Raw genomic sequence first — 18152 nt, 5'->3', positions numbered from 1 at the left:
GGAAACGGGGGATCACTGACATGGCTGGTGCAGGTGCGGACCGTCGTAGTTACGACGTGGGTGCGTCCACTGAGGTGCAGGGGTCGCTGCAGGGCATCATCTCGCGTCTGGAGACGGTGTTGACGGAGCGTGATGGTGCGGTGAAGGCGGCGATGGCCGACTTCCAGGCGGATGGTGTCTCGGACGCGTATCACGACAAGGAAGTGCGCTGGAACAAGGCGGCGACGGAGGTGCGGCAGATCATTCACCTCCTGCGGTCGACGATGGAGAAGAACGACGGTACGGCGCAGTCGACGCTGGCCAAGGCGAAGGCCGCCGTCGACGCCATCGGCTAGCAGCCGGCAGCAGGTAGTACGCAGCACGAACGGGGGAGAGATCGGCGTGGGTGACAAGTGGGACATCAAACTGGACGGCGTGCGCGCCGCCTTGAGTCACACCGGTGAAGTCGCCGGCAAATTCGAGGAAGAGTTCACGTCCTACAGCGAGCACCTGTCGGGTGCGGCGACGTCGGCGGGCACGATGGTCCTGGGTGGGGCATCGGCACCCGAGGGCGGTTTTGTCGGCCCCATAGGCGCGGCGCTGAAGGAGTTCGCGGACGGCACGCAGGACGAACTCCGCTTCATCCCCGTTCGTGCGGGCAAGTCCCTCAAGGGCGCGCGGGAGGCCACCGAGGCGTACCTGCAGGGTGACCAGGAGATGGCCGAGAACAAGGAGAACGCGGCCCTGCAGGCGCCGACTCCCGAGGAGCTCATGCCGAAGGGCGCCAAGAAGTGATCGAGCCGGGCAAGATACCCACGTACACGGGCAACTTGGCGAACCTGGAGACGCACGCCTCCTCGCTCAAGACCACCGCGTCCAACATCCGCGGCACCGGCAAGGACGTCCACAACGCCTTCCAGGCCCTGGGTCCGTCCTTCGAGACCCCGCACACGCACGAACTCCTCGCGACCACGGCCCCTGTGCGGGACAAGTCGGACGACTTCGCGAAGAAGCTGGAAGCCGCCAGCGGTGCACTGTCGACCTTCGCGACCACCGCGAAGCCACTGGTCGACAAGATGAACCGGCTGCGGCGCGAAGCCGAGGCGTTCGTCAAGGAGAACAAGGGCGACGACGACTGGCAGAAGGACCAGAAGAAGGTCGATCAGAACAAGCATCTGGTCGACGAGGTGGGCGCCACGTGGCGGGCGTTCCAGGAGGCCGAGCGCGACGCCGCGAACAAGATCACGGCGTTGGTGAAGGACGGCACGCACTTCGTCGTCGACGACGGTTCGCACAAGCCGGGCATGTACGGCTTCCGGGAAAGCGACCTCAAAGGTGCCACCGAGACGCCGTGGGGCACGGTCGACAAGCGTGAGTACACCGGTTGGCGCGCGGCCTGGGAGTGGACCAAGGACAACGTCGGCGGCGCCCTGAAGGGCTTCTTCGTCGACGGCGTCTGGGGCACGATCAAGGGCCTCGGCGACATGGTCGGCTTCGGCGGCTGGGACAAGTTCAAGGAGACCTGGAAGGGCATCGGGGACGTCTTCGGCGGTGTCAGCGCGTACATCATGACGCCGTACGAGTGGGTCATGGACAAGACGTTCGGCCCGACCGACCACAGCGACACGGACCGCCAGAAGGCGGCCCTGCGCAACTTCGGCAAGTCGATGGTCGCCTGGGACGAATGGGGCAAGGACCCCTCCCGCGCCTTCGGCACGGTCCTCTTCAACGCCGTCACCATCGGCTCGGGCTCGGCGCTCAAGCTCGGCAAGGCGGGCCAGGTCGGCAAGTTCGCCACCGGCGCGAAGGTCCTGAGCGCGGTGGGCAAGGTGGGCGAGATCGCCGACCCGATGACGTACGTCGGCAAGGCGGCGGGCGTCACGAAGATCAAGGTCGGCGACTTCTTCAACGGCCTGAAGGAGAGCCAGGCCGGCCTGAGCGACCTGGGCCGCAACCTGCCCGGCGGCAAGGGCGTCCACCCGGGCGACCTCTCCGTCCCGCAGGTCCACGAGCCGACGCTTGCGGGCCCGGGCACACCGGCACCGTCGCACGTGGACGCCCCCCACCCGGGCCAGACCCACGCGGCGGGAACACCGTCGACCCCGCCGCACGGGGGCGACAGCCACCCGGCCCCGTCCCACACGGGCGACAGCCACCCGGCGCCGGCGCACTCCGCCGGTACGCCGTCGACGCCGCACGCGGGCGACGGCCACCCGACCCCGGCCCACGAGACCCCGTCCGCTCCGTCGCACACGGGCTCGCACACGGGCGAGGCCCCGGCGACCCCGCCGCACTCCGGCGAGACGCCGTCGCACCCCGCCCACTCCGGCGAGGGTGCCGGCAACCCCGGCGAGAAGCCCTCCACCCCGGCCCACTCCGGGGAGACGACTCCCGCGGGCAAGCCCGACCCGAACTCCATGCCGTACACGGACCACGAGGGCAACCACCGGGTCCTCGGCGGCGACGGCGTCATCCGCGACGAGCACGGCCAGCCCGTGAAGGACACGGACGCGCGCAAGGAGCCGCACAAGTCGGACCTGCCGAACGTGCCTGCCCACGAGACGGTCCCCGCTCACGAGACCGTCCCGGCCAAGGAGTCGGCGAAGGTCCTGGAGGGCGCGGGCGGCCCCAGCCACGTGGAGCACGCGGGCGGCCACGCGCCGACCGACCCGATCAACATGCACCACCCCTCCGACGGGTCCCACCCGTCGGGCGGCGGCGCCGACCACGGCCCGAACACCACGCCCCACACGGGCGGCGGCCACGTCTCGGACCACCCGACGACCGGCGGTTCCGGCTCCCACGGCCCGTCCGGCGGTGGCGGCGGCTCCCTGCCGCCCCAACACGGCGAGGGTGGCGGCGCTGGCCACGGCAGCGGCCATGGCGACCATGGTCACGGCGGCCACGACGAGGGCCACCACGCCGACGACGGCAACCCGCCGCACGACGGCCACGGCGCCGGCGGGCACGACGCTTCCACGGCTCACCCGCACGAGGCCGACGGCGCTCACACCGAGGAGCCCGGCGGCGAGACGTCTCCGCACGGTGCGGGCGGGACCGGCCACACGCCCCGTGGCGTGCCGCTGGACCCGCAGCCGAGCTGGCACGGTTCGAGTGCCGACAAGATGCGGCACTACCGCCTGCCGGCGGAGGACGTGAAGGGCCTGAGCCCCGAGGAGCAGGTCGACGCCCTCCGTGAACGCACGCACGAGCTCGCGGACGATGCGCGCAAGCCCACGATGACGGAAGAGGAAGCCAAGGCGTACGCCAAGCAGAACATTCCGCCGGGACAGAACAAGCTCAAGGACGGCTGTGCGGGTAGCCTGCTGCACGATGGCGTGATTACTTCGCACACGAGTACGACCAAGATGGGGGGCCAGAAGATGCCCCATACCCATCCCGTGCTGAAGAGCATTCTGGACAAGATCAAGGCTGATTACGATGCCGGGAGGATCGACAGCATAGGTGGCGGTCACGGCAAGTGTTCCGAGGTTTCCCTCATCAGTGACCGGCTCGAAATGCTGGAACGCAACGGTGTGCAGATCCGTACCCTCGAGGACGCGCGGAAGGCGCTTGAGGGAGCGAAGGTCCACACGACGCGAATCGGGGACTTCGTCGAACGGGATACCGGAAAGGTCCTGCACCCGCACAACGAATACTTCCCGCCCTGTGACACCTGCAAGCGAGTCCTTCCCGAGCTCGGTATCGAGCCCGTCTAGAAGCGCGAAGTCCTGAAAGGAACACCATGACGCTGAGCGCTCACGCCCCCGAGGTGGAGGGGTGGCTCACGGAGCACGGCTGGTTCCCCGGCCGGGACATCGGGCCTCGCGCCGACGAGCTCATTCAGGTGAGGGTCGACGACGCCACCCGGCAGGGCTGGCAACTCCCCGTGCTCGAAACGGCCGTTCGTTTCGTCCATGAGTACGGTGATCTGGAGCTCCGTTCGCCGCGGAAGTCTCCGGACGTCGTCCTGACCATCAAGCCGACCGGCGGCTACGACGGTGACGTCGAGGATTTCGCCGAGCTCGGCGAGGGCCTCGGTGTGCGCCTGTTCCCCGTCGCGTACGAGACGTACGAGCGCGGGATCTGGCTCGTCGACGAGGTCGGCCGGTTCTTTTATTGGCATCACACCGGGGGGTACTTCCTCGGTGAGAACGAGTACGAAGCCTTCGCCGCGGCAATGAGTGGTCGGCTTCTTCCCGACGCGGAGGACTACTTTGTCTGAGGTCTACCCGGCGGTGGCCGCTTCCCTGCTCATTCAGGGAAAGATCTTCAGCCACACCAGCCTGTTCGGTGAGGGGACGCCGCACCTTCACCCGGCCGTCCAGGCGTTCTTCGACGCCCTGCCGGCCGAGCAACGCGAACGCTTCATCGGCATGTGCGCCGAATCGGCTCTGGTCTCCGACCAGTTCTGGGGACTGGACGCCGAGCGGGCGGACGGAGCGGTCACCACGTTCGGAGAGGCGCTTCCTCATTTCGAGGGTGCGGTGATCCTGTCGAAGAAGGTCCGCCCCGAGGGCGACCCGGAGCACGGTCAGCCGACCCTGCCCTGCCGCTCGTGCACCGCCCTGCTGCAGGCACTCGGCGTCCGCATCCTCGAGGACTGACAGCCGGAGCCGGACTACAGGGGGGAAGAGCGTGCCGTGTGACGTCGCCGCGAACTGGCAGCCGGCCGCTCTCCCCTCCGACCCCGAGGCCGCCCGCCACCTGCGGGAGTGGCTCGACGACCCGGGCTACAGCCTTTACGGCATCGAGCAGGACTTCCGCGGTGCCGACCTGGCCGGCGGGAACTTCGCCGGTGGGTGGTTCATCGGGGCCCGGCTCACAGGCGTACGTCTGGCCGGTGCGTGCTTCTACCGTGCCGACCTGCAGTCGGCCGACCTCGCCGGGGCCGATCTGACCGGCGCCTGCCTCGTCAAGGCGAACCTCGACGAGGCCGTGCTCCGGTCGGCGCGGCTCGACGGTGCCGACATGGTCCGCGCGGATCTCTGTGCAGTCGATGCCTCGCGAGCGAGCTTCCGCGGGACGCCGATCCGCGGTGCCTCGTTCCTTGGCGTCGACCTGCGGGGTGCCGATCTCACCGATGCCGTCGTGAGCGAGAATTCGTTCAAGGTGCGCGTGGACGACGCCACCGTCGTAGGCGGCCTGACCGGTACCGTGTTCGGGCCGATCACCGTCGTCAGTAGTGACGCGTCCCGGGAGCTGGCCGGCGCCGAGCTGGAGGCTTGGATCCGGGCGCGGGGCGGAGACGTCCAGGTGATTCCTCCCCGTCGGCAAGCAGGCTAGGAAAGGACCCGGCCCTCGTGGCCCCAATAGACACCTTGCTGGGCACCGACTTCGACGGCCGGCCCGTCGACGATCCGTACGACGTGATCGACGAGGGTCTCGACGACCCCCGGCACCGCGAGCGCGTGCCCGGGCTCGTCGCCCTCGTGCACGATGCCGCCGCGCCGGACCTCGACCGGTTCACCGCCTGCATCGCGCTGCTGACGTGGGGCGAGGCGGCCGGGTACGAGGCGGTCGTGGCCGCGGCCGCGGAGCCGAGGACGACGGCTTGGTACGACTGCTCCATCGACCGGAAGTTCTCCGTCGACAACACCTTCGCCCAGCTCGCCAGGGCCATGGCCTTCGACCTCTCGGACGAGAAGGGCACGCAGGCTGCCCGTACGGAAGCCGTCCGCGCCCTCGTTCGCATCGCCGACAGCGAGTACTTCGACGAACAGTTGGAGCCCGTCGTCGGCGGCTGCATCCGGGAACCCGGTGTCCTCGACGAGGTGGAGGACGTCGTACGACGTGGCGTCCTCCGGCTCTCCGGCGATACGCGCGTCATCGGCTTCGACCTCGCCACCCAGCTCGTCGACCTCGCCTGCGCCGTTGCGATTGCCGACCCGCGGCGGGCCATGCGGCTCGCCGCCGAGGTGCTCTTCGTCGCCCCGAGCGACCGGGCGCTGAAGCACGCGGAGGCCATCGCCACCGGCGCCGACGGGCCTGACGGGAAGCTCTTCGCCACTCACCTGCAGAACGTGCGCAACGCCCTGCACACCTTGCTCACCATCCGGCAGCACACCATCCGGCAGCACACAGCGCAGAACACAGACAGGACGACCACCGCATGACCAAGGACGTGATCGCGCTCACCAGGCGCATGCCCGACGCCATGAGCGTCATAGCCGGTCTCCTCGCCGGTGGTCCGGACGTGCACGTGGACACCGCCGGTGACGGCGCCGTCATTCAGCTGTGCGACGCCGAGGGGCGGCCGCTGGTGTCGATCGAGGCGCCGGTGATGATCCAGGTGCCCGACGAGGCGGACCGGCTGCTGGGCCCGGGTGCGGAGCCGCCCGGCGAGGAGCCGCAGTGGTGGATGGAGGCGCGGGCGACGACGGGCGTACCGGAGGCCGAGCAGCTGGCCGGTGCGTTCGCGGCCCGGCTGACCATGTTGCTGGGCGGGCGCGTGTGGCCGCCGGACGCTCCCGGTACCAAGGGTGCGGCCCAGCCGGTCGACATGTCGGGCGTGAGCGCCGTCCCCGTACCGGCCGCCGCGCAGCCCGCCGTCGACATGCTGACCGAGCAGGCGGCCGTCGTCCTGCAGGACCGTCCCGTCGTGCCCATGACGAGCTGGCTGTCCGATGCGCTGCGCGCCACGGTGGAGAGCGACCGGACGCTGCAGATCATCACCCCCTCGCACTGCCGCCTCTCCCTCCCCACCCGTTTGCTGCTGCAGTCGGTCCCCGCGCGCTGGGTCGTCCAGGACGAGCGGTGTGGCTACTACGACGGGCTGACGGGCGCGGTGCTGCGGTGGCAGGAGGAGGCGTTCGTACCCGACCGGTCCGCCGAGACGGGTGAGACGCCCGTGGCGGAGACCTTCGCCGCCTTCGAACCCACCGAGGAGCGGCAGCTCGTCCTGTCCTTCCGCACCCTGCACGCTGCCGAAGCGGATCTCGTGCTCGGCGGGGCCCTCGAAGCCGCCTGGCGGGCGCTGACCGGCAGTCCGCCGGCCGGCTGGGGTACGGCGGAACCGGCGGGCCTGGCGTGGTCCCGGCGACAGCTGACCGACCTGGCGTACCGCCGGGCCCCCGAACCCACCTGGACGGTGGTCGTCGGCACCCAGGACCGGCCAACCGTCGCCACCCTGCGGGTGATCCGCACGCCGGAGGGCGTCGAGGAGGACGTCACCCTCACCCTCGGCTACGGCGCGGGGGAGAAGCCGCCGCTGGAGGCGCTGCCGGACCTGGCCGCCGAGCTGGTGGCCCGGCACGGGCTGAAGACGATGGTGTGCCAGCTGCGCGCGGCCCGCCGCGACCTGACCGCCCCGGCCCGCTTCGAACGGCCCCCGATGCCGTACGCCTTCGTGCTCGGCCCCGCCGAGGTCCGCGAGGCCGGCCGCGACCTGGCCGCCCGCACGCCGCTGCCCCAGGCCCCCGTACAGCTCGGGCCCGACGCCGCCCCCGGCTTCTACTACGCCCTCGGCGACGGGGAGTCGGAGGAGAGCTGGGAGACCTTCGGACGGCTCGTACGGCACCTGCGCGGCGCCGAAGTGGGCTGAAGCGCCACGTACGTCGCGGCCTCAACGGTCTTGTAACAGACGGTCTGCCGAACCCACCGGGGGCTTTGTGATCGCCTGGTGGGGTTGGTAGACATGTTCGAGCAGCTGTGTGACGCAGGGGGGCGTGGGTCATGCTGGAGCCGGGTGAGATACCGCAGTTCACGGGAAATCTGGGGGAGCTGGAGAAGGACGCCTCCGGCCTGACGAAGACCGGCGGGGACATCCGGGACACGGGTGGGGACATCCATGCCAAGTTCCAGGGTCTGTCGGCCTTTTACCACGCTCCCGAGGCGGATCAGCTCTTCGCGACGACGCTGCCGGTGCGCGAAAAGGCGAAGGGCTTCGGCGACAAGCTGGAGAAGGTCTCGTCCGCGCTGACGGAATACGCGGCCGAGGTGCGCCCGCTGGCGGAGAAGCTGAAGTCGCTGAAGGCGGAGGCGGAGTCGTTCGTCGCCTCGGTCAAGGGCGACAAGGACTGGGCCTACGACAAGAAGAAGACCGACCACCAGAAGCGCATTCGCAGCGATGTGGACGAAACGGTGGCGGCCTTCTACGAGGCCGAACGGCGCGCCGCCAACAAGATCACGGCACTGGTGGGCGGCACGCAGTTCATCGCGGATGACGGTTCGCACAAAAGCAACATGTACGGCTTCAAGGCCGAGGACCTGAAGCACGCGAAGGTCCCGTGGGGCGAGCCGGAGGACCAGCGGCACCACTGGTACGAAATCGGCCACTGGGTGAAGTCGTTCGTGTGGGACGGCCTGATCGTCGACGGCGTGTGGGGGACGATCAAGGGGCTGGGCACCCTGGTCGGCTTCGACGGCTGGGACAACATGAAGAACGCCTGGAAGGGCCTGGGCATGCTCGCCGTCGGCGTCGCGGTCTACGCGAGCCCGATCGGCCGGGCGATCCCGGACTCGATGCTGCCGAAATTCGTCCAGGACTCGAAGAAGGTCGCCCGGGAAGCCGGCAAGGCGATGGTGGCCTGGGACGAATGGGGCAAGAACCCGGCCCGCGCGGCGGGTGCCGTCACCTTCAACGTCCTGACGTCCATCACGGGCGCGGGAAACGTCGCCAAGGCGGGCGTGGCCGGCAAGGTCGTGAACATCGCCGGCAAGGCGGGCAAGATCATCGACCCGATGACGTACATCGGAAAGGGGCTCGGAGCCCTCAACGTGTCCGTCCCCAAGGTCGGCGACCTGATGGCGGGCCTGAGGAACACGATCGGCGGCGGCAAGGTGGCCCCGGGGTCGTTGCCGCTGCCGCACGACCTGGCGGTGAAGGTGCCGGAGGCGACGCATGTCGCCGTGCCGACGACGACGCATGCGGTGCCGGTGGGGGATGCGGGTGCGGCGGCGCATGCGGCGCCGAGCGCGACCCACGTGGCGACGGACGCGACGCCGGGAGCGGCGACCCATGCGGCGCCGGCTCCGGCGCCCACGGCACCGGGCGCGACCGCGCCGGCGCACGCGGCCCCGGCCCCGACGCACGCCGCGCCTGCCGTTCTCCCGGACAAGTCCGTCAAATTCCCCGACGGAACGATCCTCCACGAGGACGGCCGCATGGTGGACCCGGTCACGGGCCCCCACAAGAACCCCATCCCGGTCGAGCTCTCGGGCGCCGACCGCGCCGCCCACCATGAGATCGCCGCCTCCACGCACGTGGCGGCCGACGCCGAGAAGCCGGTGCTCGTCCACGCGAGCGGCGGCAGTGCGGAGCAGGCGGCCCACGTGGGAGCTGCCGATGGCAACACCGTCCACGCCAGTGGCCATGTTCCTTCCCCTGGCTCTGCATCCGCCGGGGGCCCGCACGCTCCGGCCTCCATGCACATCGGTGCTCCGGACGGCGGTGTTCCTCATTCGTCGCCCCACGGTGGCGGATTACCCGGAGCGACGGACAACGCCGGCGCTTCAGGGGCCGGCCGAGGTGGACTTCCTGCGAGCGGCCCAGGAAGTCACGGCGTGGACCCGGCTGTCCCCAGCAGCGGTGCTCACGGTCCTGTCGCAGACCACGGCTCTACTGCCTCCCCTCACACCCCGCACGACACTCCGGCCGGTGGATCCGGAGAACCGGGCGGGCAGCACGGCCAGAACGGCGACGGCCACTCGGCCCCTGGCAACTCCGAGTCGACACCGCAGGGGCATGAGCCCGAGCCTCGGCACGAGAACGACGGGAATCCGCCTCACGACGGCGAAGGTCACGGCGGCGAGCACGACGCTGCTGCGCCCAACACGCATGAAGACGATGCCGCACACACCCCGGAGCCCGGTCCGGCTGATCACACTCCTGCTCCTGATGCCCCTCAGTCCCAGCACGCCCCTCTGGTGCGGGGAAGTGATCTGGAGCAGAGGTTCCACGACGGCATTCGTCAGTTGCCGGGCGCCAAGCGGCCCAAGCCGAAGGTCCTGGAGAACATTCTCGACCGGTTGTCCACACACCCGAACGGCCAGGAGATCGCCGAAGTCGTCGCCTCCGGGCGCTTCGCCAAGAGCGAGAACTTCGCCCAGGTCGTCTCCAGCATGGGGGCGGCGCGTGAGCAGCTCATGCAGCCCGCGGTGGACCAGATCCGCTTTGCCAATGACCTGTATGAACGAGGGTTCCGGGACATAGAATTCGAGCACAAAGCCAACAAGGCAGACATCGATGTTCTGGTTCGCGACAGGACGGGCTATGCGGTGGGTTACCAGATGAAGCGGCTCAACGATCCGCTGAATCCCCTCGACGAAATAACGCGCGACAAGTATCTGCTCCAACTGCAGCGGGCCGATGTGAACCACAGGGTGCTTCTCGTTGACAGCCGGGGTACTCTGGCCGACTGGCGGAGCAGGGGATACGCGGAAACCCTCCAGCAAGTGCACGACGGAATTCATCCGGAGACCTTGAAGAAGGGCGAGGGCATCTCGTTCGTCATACGTCTCGATGACGGAAACCTCATCATTCCTCCGGACGGCAGTCTTTACCCGAAGGGTGTCCAGTGATCACATCGATTCCAGTCGGCAGCTGGACCTGGCAGGTCAAATCCGGACCTGCAGGGAGTGGGACGCTGCAGAGGTGTGTCCGGACAGCCCTTGCTGTCCACGACCTGCTGGTAGGTCTCGGCTGCGCTTTCGGAGCGCCGGAGGGGGCTGCGGAGGTCCGGAGCGCGGGCCCGACGAAGCAAGTCCTCTTCTCGCGTCGTCACGTAGCGGTCGCCCCCGGGACTCCGGACGGCGGAGCCGACCTCGTTCGACTGCTCCAGGAGGCGGCGGATGCGGCAGGTGATGCGGAAGGGCTTGTCAGCTTTTGGCTGAGCTGCCCCGGCAAGTGGACGGACGCGGGGACCGAGATCGCCGCCGCCAGGCTCTTCGAAATCGATGTGGCGGCATGGTCGGATTCTGCTGAAACGGTCACGTTGCACACCTATTCCGACGCCTGGCTCACCCACAATTTGCGGGGCTACAAGCAGGTCGAGGTCCACTCGTCGAACGCCCCGCGCCTGAGTGCGGCACTGCAGGGAATTTCGGAACTCACTGGTGATGAACCCGACCCCGGAGACCCTACCTGGTACGCCACGCCCACCGCTGACGGCTTCGAGGAACTTCCGGACGAGGACCCCGAACTCCTCGACTCCTGGGAAATGTTCGAAGTCCCCCACAGGCTTGAGAAGCTGGCTGAGGCTGCGTCTTCGGAACCGGAAGGCTACGTCGACGAGACCGAGGGCGCTGTCCACTACGTGGCGGTGGCTCATGGGGGTCGGATTCTCGGGTACCTGTGGGAAGCCGACGCCGATGCGGCCGCGGGCTACGAGCCTCGGAGCGCGGCCGGCGAAGCGGCCTTCGAAGCCGGTGCGTTCTGGCTTGCACGGCTCGCATCCGCAAAGAGCCGCGGACTCTCACCGGCCGAAGCCGTCCGGGAGCTCGCGGCCGTCGAAGGGGCCGGTGCGGGAAGCGTGCTTCCCGGCTCGGACGCCGACGCGGCGAACCTGGGCGCATTGCGAGACCTGGCGGGACGGTACTGAGACGGTCGTGGATCTCGGATCGGTGGTCATCGCCGTTGTCGGGGTGGCCGGGACCGTGGCGGGTGCCCTGCTCAGTCAGCGTGGGGCGGAGCGGGCCAAGCGGCACGAGCTCGAGTTGGTGCGGGTGCACCAGGAGTCCCGGGAGGAACTCGCGCTGCGTCGTGCTTGTTACGTCGAGCTCAACAGGGACGCGCGCCAGTTCACGACCGCACTCAACCGGCACCTGCACGTCATGCGGGAACGCGATGTCCAGGACGCCGACAAGGAAGCGCTGGAGGAGGCGAAGAACGCCCACCGCGACCGGTATTCGGAGGCGCAGATGATCGCCCCCGACGAGGTGCTCGCCTGTGCGCGCGCTGTCAATCGTGCCCTGACCGACACCTACGGTCAGGTCAAGCGCCTTGAGCGGGGCGAGCCGGCGGCGGGCGAGACGATGGAGGGCGCGGCGCAGGCGCAGTATGGGATATGGGAGCTGATCCGGGCCATGCGGAGTGCGATGCGACGCGATCTCGGGGTGGCTTCCGAGGGGCAGGCGGCGTGAAGTTCCTCGACGCGCCCGGACCTGAATTCTGCCCGGAGGCGGGGGAGGGCCAACCCGATTCGGCGGCGCTGGCCGGCTATCTGCGGGCCGGGCATGTGCTCTTCGCTTCCATGGGCGGTGTCGAGGACGTATTCGGATCCGGGGAGTACGTCCTTGGGGGTGGCGCCCTTCTCACCGACGGGGAGTGGGCATGGCGCGGGGTGCTGTGGTTCTACGTGGAGCGGTATGGCTTTCCGCTCCCCGAGACGTTCGTGGCGCGGGTCCGGGCAGCCGGCTATCGGATGCCGGTCGTGGAGGAGGAGCGGCTCAGGGGGTTGGTGGGGTGAGGTGGCGGCAGAACGGGGTGTCGCGGGGCGTCAGGCGTTCGCGGGGGCCCGCTGCGCGGAGGACGACGTCGAGGGCTTGGTCCGGGGACGCGGCGTAGCAGTTCGTGAACCAGGGGAGGTTGGCCTCGACCACCGCCCAGCCCTCCTCCAGCAGGCCGACGTCCAGCACGACCGCGCTCGGTAGCGTGTGGGCGTGCGTGCTCAGGACCGTATGGGCGAAGTCCAGGACGGCGGCCTCGTCCGGGTGCCCGGACAGGGGCGCCGGGTCCAGGCGGCCGAAGGTCGCGTACTGGCTGCCCGTGCGGCATGCGCCGTCGAGGACGTACAGGCGGAATTCTCGTGCCCACGTCACGACGTCGGACACCTGGACCGCAGTCGTCGGCGGCTGGTCTGCGCAGGCGTGCATGAGGTGGGTGCCGTTCGCGTAGACGGCTGCGGGGAAGCTCTTGTCGCTCGGCGGTTTGACGAAAACCCGTCCCGGTAGCCGGCCGGCTTCGGCCAGGGTGGATGCGGTGATGCGCCGCCGGACGTAGGTGTGCGGCAGCGTCGTCAGCCAGTCGTCCGCCGGTTCCAGCAGGGCGATGCCCAGGGCGTCGCGTATGCGTGCCGCGAGCTTCGGGCCGCCGAAGTAGTGGGCGCCCGGGCGGGCGCCGTCGGGGCCGGGCGCGGTGAGGACCTCCACCCGCATGCCGCGCCGGCGGGCTTCGGTCGCCAGGAGGTGGGCCGTCGTGGAGGGCTGCGGGGTGAGGGCGAGGTAATCCGTCGTCGTCATGGGGGTCAAGGATTCCATCGGGCCCGTCCGGATTGTCCGGGCGCTTTGCATGTGTATTGCAACGTTGATAGACATGAACGCCTGTGCCCGCCGCGAGTCGTGCGCGGTCCGGGATTCTTTGATGGATACGTACGGGGGACATTCGTGGCGACTCCGCCGCAACAGCAGCCTTTTCCGCAGTACCAGCACCCGCAGCAGCCGGTCGGTTACGCGCCGCCGCAGCCGGGGCACCCGCAGCCGGGATTTGCGCCGGCTGCGCATGCTTCCCACACCTACTGCCGTATTTGCGGTGGCTTCCCCGCCGTCGATGCGACCGTGCGCGGCCATCAGGGCATTTTGGTCATGATGCGGTTCCTGCGCCTGGAGGGCCCGTTCTGCCGTACTTGCGGAATGTCCGTATGGCGCGACATGACCGGCAAGACGATGGTGCAGGGCTGGTGGAGCCCGGTTTCCCTCGTGCTCTTCACGCCGTTCACGCTGCTGTGGAACCTCGTCGTGCGGGCCCGGATCACCAAGCTGCCGCCGCCCGTGCCGGGGCAGCCGCGGCAGCAGCTCGACCCGGGTGTGCCGCTGCGCCGGCGGCCGTACATGCTCGGTCTGCTGCTGCCGGTCGCCTGGGTGGCGTTCATCGTCTTCCAGGCCGTTCGCGGGTCATAGCAACACCAACCACACGCCACGGTCTCGTAACAGAGCACCCGTCAGCGGGGTCAGGGCTTTGTGATCACCTTGGTGATGTTGGTAGACATGTTCGAGTCATCGAGTGGCGTGAGAGAGAACTCGGGGGTCTGTGCTCATGAAGTTCGATATGGGTAGTACGACGCTGTCCGGCCTGGTTTCGAAGACGCGGGGTTCGAGTGACGATCTGGGCGGTTTGATCCGCCAGCTGATTGTCGCCGCGCAGCCGTTGGAGGGGAAGTTCAACGGTTCGGGCAAGGCGGCGTTCGATCAGTTCAAGGCGCATTCGGATGAGGTGACGGCGGCTCTGAACAGTTCGCTGAGTGCGATTCTGGGTGGTCAGTCGGGGATGGATTCGTCGTTCGGTCAGGGTGACCAGGAGTCGGCGGACAACGCGCGTCAGCAGATGGCGGCGGCGAACTTCGATGCGGCTCGGTTCTCGGGTCGTTAAGGAAACGGGGGATCACTGACATGGCTGGTGCAGGTGCGGACCGTCGTAGTTACGACGTGGGTGCGTCCACTGAGGTGCAGGGGTCGCTGCAGGGCATCATCTCGCGTCTGGAGACGGTGTTGACGGAGCGTGATGGTGCGGTGAAGGCGGCGATGGCCGACTTCCAGGCGGATGGCGTGTCGGACGCGTATCACGACAAGGAAGTGCGCTGGAACAAGGCGGCGACGGAGGTGCGGCAGATCATTCACCTCCTGCGGTCGACGATGGAGAAGAACGACGGTACGGCGCAGTCGACGCTGGCCAAGGCGAAGGCCGCCGTCGACGCCATCGGCTAGCAGCCGGCAGCCAGCAGCGCGTAGGACGAACGGGGAGGGCCCGGCATGGGCAAGTGGGACATCGACGTGGGCGGTGTGAACTCCGTCCTCTCCGCTACCGGTGAGGTGGCCGGAAAGCTGGAAGGGCAGTTCACCTCGTACTCCACCAACATGGAGCACGCCGGCACGCACGCGGGCACCATCGCCGCCGGCGGCAAGGCGCCCGAGGGCGGGGGCGGCCTGGTGGCCGTCGCCCTCGCGGAGTTCGCGCAGAAGACGAAGAGCGACCTGCAGTTCATCGCCGCGCGGACCGGCAAGTCCATGAAGGGCGCCGTCGAGGCGACCAAGGCGTACGTCCACGGTGACGAGCAGATGGCGCAGGACGCCCAGAACAACGCCATCAAGGCGCCCACGCCCGAAGAACTCAAGGGCAACCAGGGCAACCAGGGTGGCGGCAAGGGTCAGCAGGGCAAGGGCACAGGAAAGGCGTAGCGGGTCGTGCTCGTACCGGGGGAGATACCGCAGTTCACCGGAAACCTCGCCGAGTTGGAGAAGGATGCGTCCGCTCTGACGAAGAATGCGGGCGACATCCGGGACACGGGCGGTGACGTCCACACCAAGTTCCACGGACTGTCGGCGTTCTATCACGCACCGGAGGCGGAGAAGCTCTTCGCGACGACGCTTCCGGTGCGGGACCGCGCGAAGGATTTCGGCGGCAAGCTGGAGAAGGTCTCCTCCGCGCTGACCGAGTACGCGGCCGAAGTGCGGCCGCTGGCCGAGAAGCTCAAGTCGCTGAAGTCGGAGGCCGAGAAGTTCGTCGCCTCGGTGAAGGGCGACGACGACTGGGCCTACGACGAGGACAAGGTCAACCACCAAAAGCGCATCCGCGGTGACATCGACACCACGGTCGCCGCCTTCTACGAGGCCGAGCGGCGTGCCGCCAACAAGATCACGGACCTTGTCGGCGGCACGCACTTCATCGCGGACGACGGTTCGCACAAGAAGAACATGTACGGCTTCAAGGCCGAGGACCTCAAGCACGCCAAGGCCCCCTGGGGTCAGCCGGAGGACGAGCGCCACCACTGGTACGAAGTCGGGCACTGGATCAAGTCGTTCGTGTGGGACGGCCTGATCGTCGACGGCGTCTGGGGCACGATCAAGGGCCTCGGCACCCTGGTCGGCTTCGACGGCTGGGACAACATGAAGAACGCCTGGAAGGGACTGGGCATGCTCGCCGTGGGTGTGGCCGTCTATTCCAGCCCCATCGGCCGCGCCATTCCCGACTCCATGCTGCCGAAGTTCGTGCAGGACTCGAAGAAGGTCGCCCGCGAGGCCGGCAAGGCCATGCTGGCGTGGGACGAGTGGAGCAAGAACCCGGCCCGCGCCGCCGGTGCCGTCACCTTCAACATCCTGACCACCCTCACCGGCGCCGGCAACGTCGCCAAGGCCGGCACGGTCGCGAAGGTCGCGAGCGTCGCGGGCAAGATCGGCAAGGTCATCGACCCGATGACGTACGTCGCCAAGGGCCTCGGCAAGGGCATCGAGGGCCTCAAGGTCTCGATCCCGAAGGTCGGCGACATGATGTCCGGCCTCAAGGCGAACCTCGGCAACGGCGCGAAGGTCACGCCGGCCAACTTCGCCGTGCCGGAGGGCGGCATCGCCGTACCGCACGACCTCTCCGTACCGGTGTCGGTGACCGACCACTCGGTGAAGCTGCCGGACGGAACGATCCTGCACGACAACGGCACGATGGTCTCCCCGGCGGGCGCACCCCACACGGAGCCCATCCCGGTCGAGGCTTCCGCTGCCGACCGTGCCGCGCACCAGCAGATCCCCTCGTCCACGGCCACGCCGGTCCACGCGCCGTCGGTGCACGCGGAGCAGCCGGTCGGGGTGCATGCGGGTGTGCACGGTGCGGATGGTGCGCCGGGTGCGCACGGTCCGGCCGTGGACGGCGGTCCGCGCGAGGTACCGGGGCACGGCCCCGGCCACGGCACCGGCACCCCGGAGGCCGGGCCCGGCTCCGGCTCCGGCTCCGGCCACCACGATGCGCCTGCGGCGGCGCCCCACGGGCACGACGCGCCCGCGCCCCACGGGCACGATGCGCCCGCGCCCCACGACGCGCCCTCCGGGCGCGGCGGCGGCCATGACGCGCCTTCCGGGCACGAGCCCGGTCACGAGCACGGGCATGACGCGCCGGCATCCCACGACGCGCCCTCCGGGCACGAGTCGCCCTCCGGGCACGACGCCCCGCACAGCCACGAGTCGCCCTCCGGCCACGAGTCGCCCTCCGGCCACGAGTCGCCCTCCGGGCACGAGTCCCCCTCCGGGCACGAGCCCTCCGGGCACGACGGCGATCACCCCGCCGGTGACCACGGGCACCACGACGGCAACCCCCACCACGACTCCTCCGCCCCCGAGCGGCCCAGCGAGCTCAGCGGTGGGAAGCACGACCCCCTCCACACCCCGCGCGACCCCGTCCCCCAGCCCTCCACCGCGTCCGCGAGCCATCTCGACATCCGCAACGAGCTCAAGGGCGGTCCCGCCGGGCTGCGGGAGCCGCACGCGATCGACCAGGTGCTGCTGGAGAACGCCGTCCCGCGCGACGCCGCCGGCAACTTCCAGCGGTTCCCGGACCCGACCGAGCACTGGTCGGAGCTGCAGAACGACGGCGGCATGTCCGTGCCCGGCCGGAGCAACAACTGCGCGGACTGCACCCGCTCGTTCCTGGAGACCTGGTACGGCAACCCGCAGGTTTCCGCGCCGCGTACGTGGGACATGCTGCCGGACGGCACACTGGACCGCATGTCGGCCGAGCGGAACTCCACCGCGAACATCGAGCGCTGGGCCGGTTCCTCGTACCACTACGAGGGCAAGGGGCCGGCCTACGAGCAGCTGGCGCAGCGGCTGCACGCGTCCGGGCACGGGTCGGCGGCTGCCATCGCCGTGGCCTGGCCGTCGCCGGACGGCGTCGCGGCCACGGGGCACGCCTTCACCGCGGTGAACCACCACGGCAGGATCCTGTGGGTGGACACCCAGGCCAAGCTCGTCAGTGATGTTCCCATCCACACGAACGCGGCCGGGGTCTGGTCGATCGTCATGGACGCCAACCGCAAGCCGGTGCCGCCGATTCCGCAGCACGCCCCTGCGGTGCCGACCGTCACCCCGCACCACCAGCCGGTCCAGCAACCGGTGCACCAGCCCGTCCAGCAGCCGGTCCATCCGCAGACCCCGCAGCAGCCGACGGTGAACCCGTACAACAATCAGCCGGTCCAGCAGCCGGTTCACCAGCCCGTCCAGCAACCGGTGCACCAGCCGGTTCACCAGCCGGTTCACCCGCAGACCCCGCACCAGCCGACGGTGAACCCGTACAACAACCAGCCCGTCCAGCAGCCGGTGCACCCGCCGTACAACCCCTACGCCACCCCGCAGGTGAACCCGTACACCCAGCCCGTCCACCCGCAGCACAACCCGTACGCCACCCCCCAGCCCCAACCTCACCCCCAGCCCTACCCCCACCCCCACAACCCGACCGCCGCCCAGTAGGAACGTAG

Annotated in this window: 18 protein-coding genes; 17 read left to right on the top strand and 1 reads right to left on the bottom strand. The window is 69.2% G+C overall.

The genetic code is table 11. From position 1 onward, the window contains the following. Window positions 1-20: 20 nt before the first annotated feature. The 12 genes from AC27L3_RS11220 (at window position 21) to AC27L3_RS11165 (ending at window position 12386) form a co-directional block, all read left to right on the top strand. Window positions 21-335: a pore-forming ESAT-6 family protein gene (locus tag AC27L3_RS11220; protein WP_365968882.1), complete on the top strand. Its 315-nt coding sequence runs from the start codon at window positions 21-23 to the stop codon at window positions 333-335. A 46-nt stretch (window positions 336-381) separates the two neighbouring features. Then, window positions 382-774 (top strand): DUF6507 family protein, encoded by a 393-nt coding sequence (locus AC27L3_RS11215; protein ID WP_487233836.1) that lies wholly within the window; start codon window positions 382-384, stop codon window positions 772-774. A 35-nt stretch (window positions 775-809) separates the two neighbouring features. After that, window positions 810-3698: a YwqJ-related putative deaminase gene (locus tag AC27L3_RS11210; protein WP_487233835.1), complete on the top strand. Its 2889-nt coding sequence runs from the start codon at window positions 810-812 to the stop codon at window positions 3696-3698. A 26-nt stretch (window positions 3699-3724) separates the two neighbouring features. Continuing rightward, window positions 3725-4204, top strand: a complete 480-nt coding sequence (locus AC27L3_RS11205; protein ID WP_487233834.1) for an SUKH-3 domain-containing protein — start codon at window positions 3725-3727, stop codon at window positions 4202-4204. Beyond that, a complete protein-coding gene (locus AC27L3_RS11200) occupies window positions 4197-4586 on the top strand; it encodes a YwqJ-related putative deaminase (RefSeq protein WP_487233833.1) in 390 nt (129 codons plus the stop codon). Before AC27L3_RS11205 ends, AC27L3_RS11200 begins: the two co-directional genes overlap by 8 nt. A gap of 31 nt (window positions 4587-4617) precedes the next feature. Further along, entirely contained in the window at window positions 4618-5265 is a 648-nt protein-coding gene (locus AC27L3_RS11195) for a pentapeptide repeat-containing protein (protein WP_487233832.1), read from the top strand. 17 nt (window positions 5266-5282) lie between these two features. Next, window positions 5283-6095, top strand: coding sequence for a hypothetical protein (locus tag AC27L3_RS11190; RefSeq protein ID WP_487233831.1), 813 nt, complete (start codon window positions 5283-5285; stop codon window positions 6093-6095). After that, window positions 6092-7522 (top strand): DUF6177 family protein, encoded by a 1431-nt coding sequence (locus AC27L3_RS11185; RefSeq protein ID WP_487233830.1) that lies wholly within the window; start codon window positions 6092-6094, stop codon window positions 7520-7522. The genes AC27L3_RS11190 and AC27L3_RS11185 overlap by 4 nt, the downstream gene beginning before the upstream one ends. Before the next feature lie 131 nt (window positions 7523-7653). Continuing rightward, entirely contained in the window at window positions 7654-10500 is a 2847-nt protein-coding gene (locus tag AC27L3_RS11180) for a hypothetical protein (RefSeq protein WP_487233829.1), read from the top strand. Beyond that, entirely contained in the window at window positions 10497-11519 is a 1023-nt protein-coding gene (locus AC27L3_RS11175) for a hypothetical protein (RefSeq protein ID WP_487233828.1), read from the top strand. The genes AC27L3_RS11180 and AC27L3_RS11175 overlap by 4 nt, the downstream gene beginning before the upstream one ends. Before the next feature lie 7 nt (window positions 11520-11526). Then, window positions 11527-12060: a hypothetical protein gene (locus tag AC27L3_RS11170; protein ID WP_487233827.1), complete on the top strand. Its 534-nt coding sequence runs from the start codon at window positions 11527-11529 to the stop codon at window positions 12058-12060. Beyond that, window positions 12057-12386, top strand: coding sequence for a hypothetical protein (locus tag AC27L3_RS11165; protein WP_487233826.1), 330 nt, complete (start codon window positions 12057-12059; stop codon window positions 12384-12386). Before AC27L3_RS11170 ends, AC27L3_RS11165 begins: the two co-directional genes overlap by 4 nt. Here the strand turns inward: AC27L3_RS11165 and AC27L3_RS11160 are convergent. Next, entirely contained in the window at window positions 12367-13158 is a 792-nt protein-coding gene (locus AC27L3_RS11160) for an ATP-grasp domain-containing protein (RefSeq protein ID WP_487233825.1), read from the bottom strand. The genes AC27L3_RS11165 and AC27L3_RS11160 overlap by 20 nt on opposite strands. Before the next feature lie 144 nt (window positions 13159-13302). On the opposite strand from AC27L3_RS11160, the gene AC27L3_RS11155 reads away from it, so the two are divergent. The 5 genes from AC27L3_RS11155 (at window position 13303) to AC27L3_RS11135 (ending at window position 18144) form a co-directional block, all read left to right on the top strand. Further along, a complete protein-coding gene (locus AC27L3_RS11155; protein ID WP_487233824.1) occupies window positions 13303-13815 on the top strand; it encodes a hypothetical protein in 513 nt (170 codons plus the stop codon). Between the two features lie 136 nt (window positions 13816-13951). After that, window positions 13952-14284, top strand: a complete 333-nt coding sequence (locus AC27L3_RS11150; protein WP_344434345.1) for a hypothetical protein — start codon at window positions 13952-13954, stop codon at window positions 14282-14284. 20 nt (window positions 14285-14304) lie between these two features. Next, window positions 14305-14619: a pore-forming ESAT-6 family protein gene (locus AC27L3_RS11145; RefSeq protein ID WP_365968882.1), complete on the top strand. Its 315-nt coding sequence runs from the start codon at window positions 14305-14307 to the stop codon at window positions 14617-14619. Window positions 14620-14664: 45 nt separating this feature from the next. Beyond that, window positions 14665-15090, top strand: coding sequence for a DUF6507 family protein (locus tag AC27L3_RS11140; RefSeq protein WP_487233823.1), 426 nt, complete (start codon window positions 14665-14667; stop codon window positions 15088-15090). 6 nt (window positions 15091-15096) lie between these two features. Then, the gene (locus tag AC27L3_RS11135; RefSeq protein ID WP_487233822.1) at window positions 15097-18144 is read left to right on the top strand and encodes a toxin glutamine deamidase domain-containing protein; all 3048 of its coding nucleotides are present in this window, start codon (window positions 15097-15099) and stop codon (window positions 18142-18144) included. Window positions 18145-18152: the final 8 nt, after the last annotated feature.

This window comes from Streptomyces sp. PKA51 (assembly GCF_057552455.1).
This window is presented reverse-complemented; position numbering and strand designations above follow the sequence as displayed.